Origin of the sequence: Streptomyces sp. NPDC088915, from assembly GCF_044749825.1 — a bacterium.
In the GTDB taxonomy this organism is placed as follows: Bacteria; Actinomycetota; Actinomycetes; order Streptomycetales; family Streptomycetaceae; genus Streptomyces.
Genome location: NZ_JBIVIR010000007.1, coordinates 294196 through 303289 on the forward strand (window position 1 = coordinate 294196; position 9094 = coordinate 303289).

Here is a 9094-nt window from a genome sequence, read left to right on the forward strand (position 1 = left end):
GGGCCCGTACGCGGAGAAGCCCCCGGGGCGGCGGTCCGTCCGCCGCCCCGGGGGCTCCTCATGGTTTCCAGGAGGGCTCAGCCCGCGACCGCCCCCGTGGCCGGGGTCCACGCGGTCCCCGAGGCGTGCCCGGTCCGCAGGGCCGTCACCCGGACGGTGATCCGCAGCCCGCGCTGGGCCCTCGACGGCGTGAACGCGGTCTTCGTCGCCCCGCTGATCGCCCGCCCGTTCGCGTACCACTGGTAGGCGTACGAGGTCGGCGCCGGCGTCCACGTCCCCCGGTTCAGGGTGAGCGTCCGCCCCACCTTCACCGTGCCCGTGAGCGACGGGGCCTTGGTCGCCTTCGGCGCGAGGCCCGTGGCGACGGTGTACCCGGCCGACGCGGCCGACCCGCTCAGGTGCCCGGTGCGGTGCGCCGTCACCGTGACCGTGAGCTTCTTCCCCACGACGGAGGCGGGCAGGGTGTACGCGGCGGCCGTGGCCCCCGCGATCGCGACCCCGTTCGCCCGCCACTGGTAGGCGTACGAGGTCGGCGCGGGCGACCAGGTGCCGACGACGGCCGTCACCTTGCTGCCGACCCGCACGGTGCCGGACACGGCCGGCGCCTTCGTCGCCTTGGGGGCGGTCCCCTTCACCACCGTGGCGGCGCTGACGGAGGTCACCGTCGGCTGCCCCGCCGCGCGGGCGGTGACGGCGACGGAGAGCTGCCTGCCCTGGAGCGACGCGGGCAGCGTGTACGCGGCGGCCGTGGCCCCCGCGACCGCGATCCCGTCCGCCCGCCACTGGTACGCGTACGAGGCCCCGGACGGCGACCAGGAACCGGCCGACGCCGTCACCCTGCCGCCGACGACCGCGGTGCCGGTGACGGCGGGGGCGGTGGTGGCGCGGAGGGGCGCGACGACGGTGACGGTGCCGCGGGAGTACCGCACGCCGTCGTGGGTGAGCACGCTCAGGCCCAGGGCGGCGCGCGGGGCTCCCGTCAGGTCCAGGGAGACCTCCATGGTCCGCCGGTCGGGCGCGAGGGAGACGAGCGTCGACCGGGCGCGGTACGAGCCGCCGGCGACCTCGACCACGTCCTTCTCGTGCAGCGCGGCCCCGGTGACCTTCATCGTGATCCTCGCGGCGCCGACGGTGCCGGGGCCCACGGCGGTGACCGCGCGGGAGACGGTGCCGCAGAAGGACGTGCAGACGACCTTCGCGCTCACCTCGGCCGGGGCCCGGGAGGGGAGCGAGGGCAGTCCGATCACGAGCGTGGTCGGGCGGGCCACCTGCCCGTAGGTGTCCTCGCCCGGCACCACGCAGCTGTAGTACCCGCCGGTCCGGGTGGAGCAGACGTTCCGTCGGGTCGTCCCGTCGTAGAGCCAGGCCCCCGGCGTCTTCGAGACGCTCTGCGCCGGCGTGAACGTCAGGTTGAACCAGTCGTTCGACGCCGTCGGCAGCACCGCGCAGAGCGCGGGCCTCTGTTCGGTCAGCGTGGCGGTGAGCGGCCCGGCGCCGTACGTGACGTCCGGCACCCGGACGCACTCGGGCGCGGGCCCGGCGGCGGTGCCGACACGGAACGCGTCGAGGCGGTAGGCGGGGGCGGCGGCGTCCCCGTGGACGACCTCGACGACCGCCTGGTAGGCGGTGGAGCCGGAGACGGCGCAGCCGGAGCCGAAGTCCCCGCACGCGGCCTTGCCGTTCGCGCCGTAGACCTTGAACCCGGACGCCGTGCCCGCCGCGGTGTACCGGGCGTTCAGGTGCAGGGTGTCCCGCGCGTCGGCGGTGGTCACCCGGTGGCACACCAGGGCGCCGGGGCCGGTCGGGACGCCGCCCCGGGAGGGGGCGCCCACCGGGGTGGCCGGGCTGTCGACGCAGCCGCGCGCGGTGCCGGTGACGTCCCGGCGCACGAGGGTGTGCGCGTCGGGGCCGAAACGGCCCTGGAGGAGGACGGTGTGCGAGAGGCCGGGGGTCAGCGCGCAGTCCAGCGGGGAGGCGCTGTCGTTCACGGCCTCGCCGGAACCGCAGATCCACTTGCCCTTCTCGTCGAGGACGCTGACGTCGAGGTACCCGCTGCCCGCCGTGTGGGCGAGCGTCATCAGCTCGCGGGCGGAGTGGTCGTCCGCCGGGATCGTCAGGCAGTCCGCGAAGGCGTCCTCGTCGAGGGAGACGTCCGCCCGGGCCGGATCGGCGCCGAAGTCGCCCGCGGGGAAGGTCCGGCAGGCGCTCGGGACGTCCGTGCGGTGGACGACGATCCCGTACGGGCCGGTGGCCGCGCCCGACTCCCTCGCCACGACGGCGCGGTAGGGGGCGGGGCCGTCGAGGACGCAGGTGCCCGGGACCAGGGTCTCCCTCGTCCAGCAGAGCAGGGCGCCGGCGCCGTCGAGGACCCGGACGCCGGCCGTCGCGCCGTCGCCGGAGGAGCCGGTCAGGACGGCCACCCGGGCGCCCCGGGGCAGCGGGAGGTTCAGGCAGTCGGTCTCGCCGGGCGCGGAGAGCGCGCCGTGGCGGGGCCGGCCGAGGGACACGTCCTCGCAGCCCGCCGAGGAGCTCCGGTCGAGGATCCGCACGGTGCCCCCGGTGACCAGGGTGTACGTGACGCCCGCGGTGAGCGTGCAGGCGTCCGTGTACTCGCAGACCCGCCCGGCCGGCCCGTACACGTCGACCCGCTGCGAGATGCCGGCCCCGTCGAGGGACCACATCTCGTACGGGCCGGTCGCGGCCGGGGTGAACGTCTTGCACTCCGTCGGGGGAGAGACCACGACGGGCGCGGAGCCGTAGGGCGTCACGGACACGTCCGCGCAGCCCGAGGGGTGGGAGAGCTGCCGGATGCGGAGGGTGTACGCGACGGGGGCGTCGGAGCGCACGAGGAAGCGGTAGCCGCCGGTCCCGGGGCGCAGTACGCACGCGTAGCCGCCCGTGCAGAAGTGCTTGCCCGTGCCGTCGGTGATCCACGTGCTGTCGTTGGCGAACGAGGAGTTCAGGAAGGACGAGGTGACCAGTTCGCCCGCCTCGGCGGTGAAGGGGTGGCAGACGATGCCGAGCGCGCCGGGGCTGGTGCCGGTCACGGGAGGCGTGTCGAAGGCGGTGTCGACGGGCTCCGCACAGCCGGTGTCCGTCCCCAGCGGGACCATGGACAGCCGCGTGTCGAGGGCGTGGGCGTCAGTGGTGACGGTGAGGGTGTACGTGCCGGCGGCCAGTTCGCAGGGACCGGAGTCCAGCCCGTAGCACGCGACCGGCACCCCGCCGGAGGAGAGCGCGAGGGACGGGGACCCGCTGCCCAGGAGGAGTTGGTGCAGGCCCGGCTCCGCCACCGTGACCGTGAAGCAGGTGGTGTCGTGCGGGTCCAGCGTCACCCGCCGGACCGCGTCGCCGGGGTCGCCCAGCGGGGCGAGCGGCAGGACGGGACAGGTGCCGGTGGTGGGCTCCGGCGGGTTCGGGGCCGGTGCGGGGTTCTGGGCCGCCGTCACGGGGCCGGACGCGGGTGCGGCCGGTGTCGGCGCCGCGGGTGCGGGTGTCGCCGCCGGTGCGGGCGTCGCAGCCGGCGTGGCCGTCCCGGCCGGTGCGGGCGTGGCCGCCGACGCGGGCGTCGCCGCCAGGGCCGTGCCCGTCGGGAGCAGCGGTCCCAGCAGGGCCGTCAGCAGGGCGGGAACCAGAAGAAGGGATCTTCCGGATCTTCGGGATCGTGTGCGCGAGCGCGCGGAGTTGGACATTCCGTTCCCCCCGGAGCGGCGTTTGGCATATGCGCCCCCCACCCTACGGGCAGCCCCGGGAGCTGCGGGGGCGGCCCCGTCGCGGGACGGGATGCCGGGCCCCTCTCGGACGATGTCGCTTCCTTCGCCCGGCCGGTCGCGATGAGGAGCCGTCAGTCCTCGTCGAAGCCGCGGAAGGTCCCCGACCCGTCGGCGGCGTCGGCGAACTCCGCGAAGTCCATGTTGGCGATGCTGAGGTTGGCCGAGACGTCGGGGAACCAGCGGGCGGGGACCCGGAACGTCCGCCCCGGCTCGTCCGAGAGGTCCACGGCCAGGAGCGGGTGGCCCGGATCCGTCATCGTGGCCGCGTCCGCCAGGAACAGGTGGACGACCCGCTCGTCCTACTCCGCGGCGGCCTCCTCGGCCAGCAGGGCCCCGACCTCCGCGTCGGCGAAACGCGGCTCGCCGACGTAGGTGGCGTGGGAGTGCCGGTCGGCCGCGTCGAGCGCGGCCCGCACCGCGTCCCAGGCCCCGTCGTCACCGAAGTGGGTGCGCAGGACCAGCGAGGTCAGGTCGCCGGGCTGGGGCAGAGGCATCCCGCCACCCTCTCACCTCACGCCGCCGGGCCCTCCAGCCAGGTCGGGTCCGCGACGAGGGCCTGCAACTCGTTGACGAGCCGGGCCGCGTGGAACCCGTCCGCGGCGGCGTGGTGCACCTGCACCGCCAGGGGGAGCAGGGTCCGGCCGTCGCGCTCGGTGTAGCGGCCGAGGGTGAAGATCGGCGCGAGGTGGTCCCAGCCGTTGCCGCCGATATGGAGGTTGAACCCGGTGAAGGGCGCCCACGGCAGGCTGGACACGTCGAACGCGTTGGCCGGCGGCTCCCCCTGGGGGAAGAAGTCGGTGGCGCGGGCGTGCTCCGCGAGCAGCGGGGCGGCCACGTCGTGGAACGCGCCGAAGTCGGGGTCGTGGGCGGCCCACACGCACGCGAACGTCTCGCGCTCCGGGTTGAACACCGTGAAGGCGGGGTGCACGACGGGCCATACGGCCGGCTCGCCCGACGCGGTGAGGCACATCCGGAACTCGTCGTGACGGTTGACGACCGTGGAGAGCGCCCAGACCTGCGCGAGGTAGGTCTTGCGCGGCGATCGGCGCAGGGCGGCGGCGAACGCGGTCACGTCCAGTTCCACCGTCATCGCGTACGTGCACGGCACGCGCCGGCGGTAGTGCTCGAAGTGCTGCCGGCGCGGCCACGTGTCGAGGTCGATCGGGGCGGGGGCGTCCATCCGCCCATCGTGTCAACGGCCGGGGCGCGGCCCCAACCGAATTTGCCGGGCCCGCCCCTTCGGACGGTGGCGACGGCACCCGGGGGCCGGGCCGGACGCCGTCACACGGGCTTGCGGGCGCGCCCGGTCTTCGCGGCCCGGCGCGCGATCGCCCGCGCGATCTTCTCCGCGTCGATCGCCAGCTCCCGGAACATGCCGCTGATCGGGTTCGTGAAGCCCGTGAAGTACAGGCCCGGGGCCTCGCGGGGGCAGCGGGCGCCGTGGACGACCGGGCGGCCCCGGTCGTCGAGGACGCCCAGGTCGCCCACGAGGGGTTCCAGGGCGCGGCGGTAGCCGGTCGCGGCGATGACGGCGTCCGGGGCGATCCGGGTGCCGTCCGCGAGGAGCACCTCGCCGCCCTCGAAGCCCTCGACGGCGGCGACGACCTCGACCTTCCCGGACCGCACGGCGTCGACCAGGCCCACGTCCTGCACCGGGATCGCCCCCTGCCGCTGGCGGGTGGCGATCCCGGTGTCCGGCCGGGGGAGCCCGTACGCCGAGAGGTCGGGCGCGGCGAAGCGGGCCGTCACCGCCCCCAGCTTGTCGACCACCGGCACCGGCAGCCGCCGCACCAGGATGCCGGTGCGCTGGGCCGGCCACCCGGCCGTCGTGCGCCGCACGATGTGCGGGACCGTCCGCACCGCGAGCCGCACCCGCTGCGCGCCGCCCCCGGCGAGGTCGGCCGCGATCTCGGCGCCGGTGTTCCCGGCGCCCACGACCAGGACGTCCTTCCCGGCGTACGGCTTCGGATCGCGGTACGCGCGCGCGTGGCTCACCTCGCCCTCGTACGCGTCCAGACCGGGCCAGTCGGGCAGGCTCGGGGTGTGGTTGTGGCCGGTGGCCACGACCACCGCGCCGCCGACGAGCCGGCGCCCGCCGGTCGCGTGCAGGACCCAGTCGTCGCCGGACCGCTCGACGCCGAAGACCTCGACGCCCGTCACGACCTCCAGCTCGTGCTTCTCCGCGTACTTCTCCAGGTAGCGGACGACGTCGGCGCGGGCGACCCAGCGGCCGAACGAGCGGGGCATCTTCAGGCCCGGGAGCCCGGAGAGCCGCCGGGTGGTGTGCAGCCGCAGCCGGTCGTAGTGGGCGCGCCAGGAGGCGCCGACGGCGTCGGACTTCTCCAGGACGACCGCCCGGACGCCCCGTCCGCGCAGGGCGGCGGCGACCGCGAGTCCGCCGGGGCCGCCGCCGATGACGTACACCGGAGGCGCGGGGTGGGCGGGGGGCTCGTGCGGGGTGGTGACCATGAGAACCGAGCGTAATGACGTGTACACGTAGTGGGTCTCGGCCGGGCGGGGTTTCGGTTGCGAATCGGTATACACGCGCCCGCGTGCCGGTCACAGGGCCCCGATGTTCCGCCGGACCTGGCCGCCCTGGTTCGCCCCGCACGTGCAGGTCGACGCGAACGCCCCCGCCATCAGGCACTTCCCGTCGCTCGTGTTCTTGAGGAGCCGCCCGGCGGACGACGAGGAGAAGACCTTCCAGGACTGGGCGGAGGAGCCGTTGCAGGCGGCGGTGGTGACGCTGGTGTTGCCGGCCGGCTGGAGGCAGCGGCCGCTGTACGTGTTGACCAGCCGGAACGTGCCGTCCGCGCCGGACGCGTACCGCCAGGCGAAGCGGTAGGGGGCGCCCCGGCCGCGAAGGCCGCCCGCTCCCCGATCCGCGCGGCGACGGCGTCCGGCCACGCGGCCCCCGCCGCCCCCTCCTCGGTCAGTTCCACCAGCTCGGCGGCGGTGGGCCGGTCCGCCGGATCCTTCGAAAGACACTTCTGTACGAGCTCCGCGAGCGCGGGATCGGCCTCGGCCAGGCCCCCGAAGTCGGGTGCGCCGTGGACCACCCGGTAGAGCAGGTCGGGGCCGGAACCGTCGCCGAACGGGGGCCGCCCGTTCGCCGCGTACAGCAGCAGGCTGCCGAGGGCGAAGACGTCGGCGGCGCCGGTCAGGACCGGGTCCGCGACGGCCTGTTCGGGGGCCATGGAGGCGGGGGTGCCGATGACCATGCCGGTCCTGGTCAGCCGGCTCCGGTCGGCGGCGCGCGACGCAGCCGGTTCGGGAGGAAGGCGCCGGCGACCGCCCGTCATGAGGCGGACCCCGCTCCGTGCGGGAGCCGGGACCTGTCGGGCGGATCTTGTCGAGGGCTGTCCGGATGCGACCCGGCCCGCCGGACGGGCCCTAGGGCCTGTCCGGCGGATCATGGCCGGGGCCGCGGCGTCTGGCACGGTACCTCGCCGCGTTGCCGAAACGTCCCGATAGCTCCGCTATCGAGCCGCTCCGGCGCCTTGCGATGCTTCCCCTAGGCCCTTGAGGGCCTGGGGAGACCCCATGCACCAGACGCCGCGGCCTACCCGACCCTGATCCGCCGGACAGGCCCTAACCGGACCGAACCGGAAGCCCGCGCAACAAGGTTTCGAGGAACACCTCGAACGGCGGCTCTCCGGGGTCGCTCCCGGCCGCCCCCAGCCACCGCACCACACCGAACCCGAACACCTGCCAGCTCAGCTCGGCGTCCGTCTCTTCCGCACCGGCCGCCCGGAACGCCGTGACGACCCGCTCCCGCAGTCGCCCGAACGACTCCGGGTGGTGCCGGTGCGGGCGGGCGACATGAGCCGCGTACCCGGGTACGGCCAGGAACTCGTCCCGCATCGCACGCGCGAGCCGCGCGAGCCACTCCCGCCAGTCGTCGGCCCCCGGCTCCCCCTCGGGCAGCAGCCGCTCGACCATGACCTCGCTCACCAGATCCAGCACACCGTCCCGATCCGGCACCCACCGGTACAGCGACGAGTGCGACACGCCGAGACGGGACGCCAGCTCCCGCATGGTGAGCGTCCCCACGTCACCTCGCAGCGCGGCCTCGACGATCAGCTCGCGACTGAGGCGCGCGGGCCGTCCGGGCCGATTTCCGGTCGTGTTCTTCGCCTTCGTGGTCATCGCGGCCAGGCTATGCCGACCTTATTAGTGACCGATGGTCGCTAATTTCTCTACACTCGCGCCCATGGACATACGAAAGACGCGCGGGACGACGGTTCACGAGATCGACGCAACCGGTCTGCCCACGCCCGAAGCCCAGGAACTGATCCTGCGCGAGCTGCGCACCCTCACCGAACGGACCGCCCCCTTCGCCGCCGTCCTTCTGATGCCCGCACCGGAGGAACGCCCCGCCGGCACCCCCGCCACCGACCGCATCCGCGCCCTCAAGGAACTCCGCCCCGGCCTGACGGCCCACTGCCGCGGCCTCGCCTTCGTGGCACCGGCCGACATCCCGGAGGAACGAGCCAAGGCCATCCACAGCAGCGACAGCCTCTGGGGCTGTCCGACGACGGCCACCCAGGACGCGGAGGCGGCACGCGCCTGGGTACGGAGCCGGTGACCCGGACCCCGGGTCAGGCGCCGAGCGCCGCCAGGACGTGCGGGGCCGCCTCCGACAGGGTCGGGAAGTGGCGGGGTGCGTCCGCAGGTGGGCGACGGCGTCCTGATGGACGAGGCGCGGGGCGAGCGGGCCGTGGAGGGTGGTGGCCATGGCGTACTGGGCCGGGGAGGCGTCCACGGCGTCGACCTGGACCGGCGCGTGGTGCACGGCCAGGTGGGCGGCGTGACGCGCGGCTCCGACCCCGAGCGTCTCCTACTGCGCGGCCCGCACATGCTCCAGGTTCGAACGCACCTGCTCGACGAGGGGGTGCTTCTGACTCAGCACTCGCTCGCAGTCGGCAAGGACTGCCTCGTACAGGGGAACGGCCCGCTTCAGGTCCCCGGCCGACCCGTACGCGCTGGCGAGGTTGTTGCGCATGATGAGTGTGTGCAGGTGGTCCTGACCCAGTACCCGTTCGCAGCTGGCGAGGTTGGCCTGGTACAGGGGGATGGCCCGTTTCAGGTCCCCCGCCGACTCGTACGCGTGGGCGAGGCTGCCGCGCGAGACGAGTGTGTGCGGGTGGTCCTGGCCCAGCACCCGTTCGCAGCTGGCGAGGGTGGTCTCGTGCAGGGGGATGGCCCGTTTCAGGTCCCCGGCCGACGTGTACGCGTTGGCGAGGTTGTGGCGTGAGTTGAGTGTGTGCGGGTGGTCGTGGCCCAGGACTCGTTCCCGTGTGGCGAGGGTGGTCTCGTGC

7 protein-coding genes and 2 pseudogenes are annotated in these 9094 nt (G+C 74.7%); 1 reads left to right on the top strand and 8 read right to left on the bottom strand.

What is annotated here, in order from left to right; all coding sequences use genetic code 11:
* Positions 1 to 77: 77 nt before the first annotated feature.
* The 7 genes and pseudogenes from ACIP5O_RS15870 to ACIP5O_RS15900 all read right to left on the bottom strand — a co-directional run bounded on the left by ACIP5O_RS15870 (position 78) and on the right by ACIP5O_RS15900 (position 7922).
* On the bottom strand, positions 78 to 3449 hold the full coding sequence (locus ACIP5O_RS15870; RefSeq protein WP_401293389.1) for a hypothetical protein: 3372 nt from the start codon (positions 3447 to 3449) through the stop codon (positions 78 to 80).
* Between the two features lie 395 nt (positions 3450 to 3844).
* A pseudogene (locus tag ACIP5O_RS15875) lies at positions 3845 to 4267 on the bottom strand (DUF6924 domain-containing protein).
* 17 nt (positions 4268 to 4284) lie between these two features.
* A complete protein-coding gene (locus tag ACIP5O_RS15880) occupies positions 4285 to 4953 on the bottom strand; it encodes a chloramphenicol acetyltransferase (RefSeq protein ID WP_401293392.1) in 669 nt (222 codons plus the stop codon).
* Positions 4954 to 5054: 101 nt separating this feature from the next.
* On the bottom strand, positions 5055 to 6242 hold the full coding sequence (locus tag ACIP5O_RS15885; protein WP_401293394.1) for a flavin-containing monooxygenase: 1188 nt from the start codon (positions 6240 to 6242) through the stop codon (positions 5055 to 5057).
* Between the two features lie 90 nt (positions 6243 to 6332).
* Positions 6333 to 6680, bottom strand: a complete 348-nt coding sequence (locus ACIP5O_RS15890) for an RICIN domain-containing protein (protein ID WP_401293396.1) — start codon at positions 6678 to 6680, stop codon at positions 6333 to 6335.
* An 89-nt stretch (positions 6681 to 6769) separates the two neighbouring features.
* Positions 6770 to 7189, bottom strand: a pseudogene (locus ACIP5O_RS15895) (hypothetical protein); the annotation flags it as partial.
* Positions 7190 to 7364: 175 nt separating this feature from the next.
* Positions 7365 to 7922: a TetR/AcrR family transcriptional regulator gene (locus ACIP5O_RS15900; protein ID WP_401293397.1), complete on the bottom strand. Its 558-nt coding sequence runs from the start codon at positions 7920 to 7922 to the stop codon at positions 7365 to 7367.
* 64 nt (positions 7923 to 7986) lie between these two features.
* Between ACIP5O_RS15900 and ACIP5O_RS15905 the strand changes: the two genes are divergently transcribed.
* On the top strand, positions 7987 to 8361 hold the full coding sequence (locus ACIP5O_RS15905; RefSeq protein WP_401293399.1) for a hypothetical protein: 375 nt from the start codon (positions 7987 to 7989) through the stop codon (positions 8359 to 8361).
* Positions 8362 to 8613: 252 nt separating this feature from the next.
* On the opposite strand, the gene ACIP5O_RS15910 is transcribed toward ACIP5O_RS15905, so the two are convergent.
* The coding region (locus ACIP5O_RS15910; protein ID WP_401293402.1) for a tetratricopeptide repeat protein at positions 8614 to 9094 on the bottom strand (481 nt) is incomplete at its 5' end.

Excerpts from the sequence above, each read along its gene's own strand:
- ACIP5O_RS15905 (WP_401293399.1), top strand. The coding sequence starts at position 7,987 with ATGGACATACGAAAGACGCGCGGGACGACGGTTCACGAGATCGACGCA.
- ACIP5O_RS15900 (WP_401293397.1), bottom strand. The coding sequence starts at position 7,922 with ATGACCACGAAGGCGAAGAACACGACCGGAAATCGGCCCGGACGGCCC.
- ACIP5O_RS15885 (WP_401293394.1), bottom strand. The coding sequence starts at position 6,242 with ATGGTCACCACCCCGCACGAGCCCCCCGCCCACCCCGCGCCTCCGGTG.
- ACIP5O_RS15880 (WP_401293392.1), bottom strand. The coding sequence starts at position 4,953 with ATGGACGCCCCCGCCCCGATCGACCTCGACACGTGGCCGCGCCGGCAG.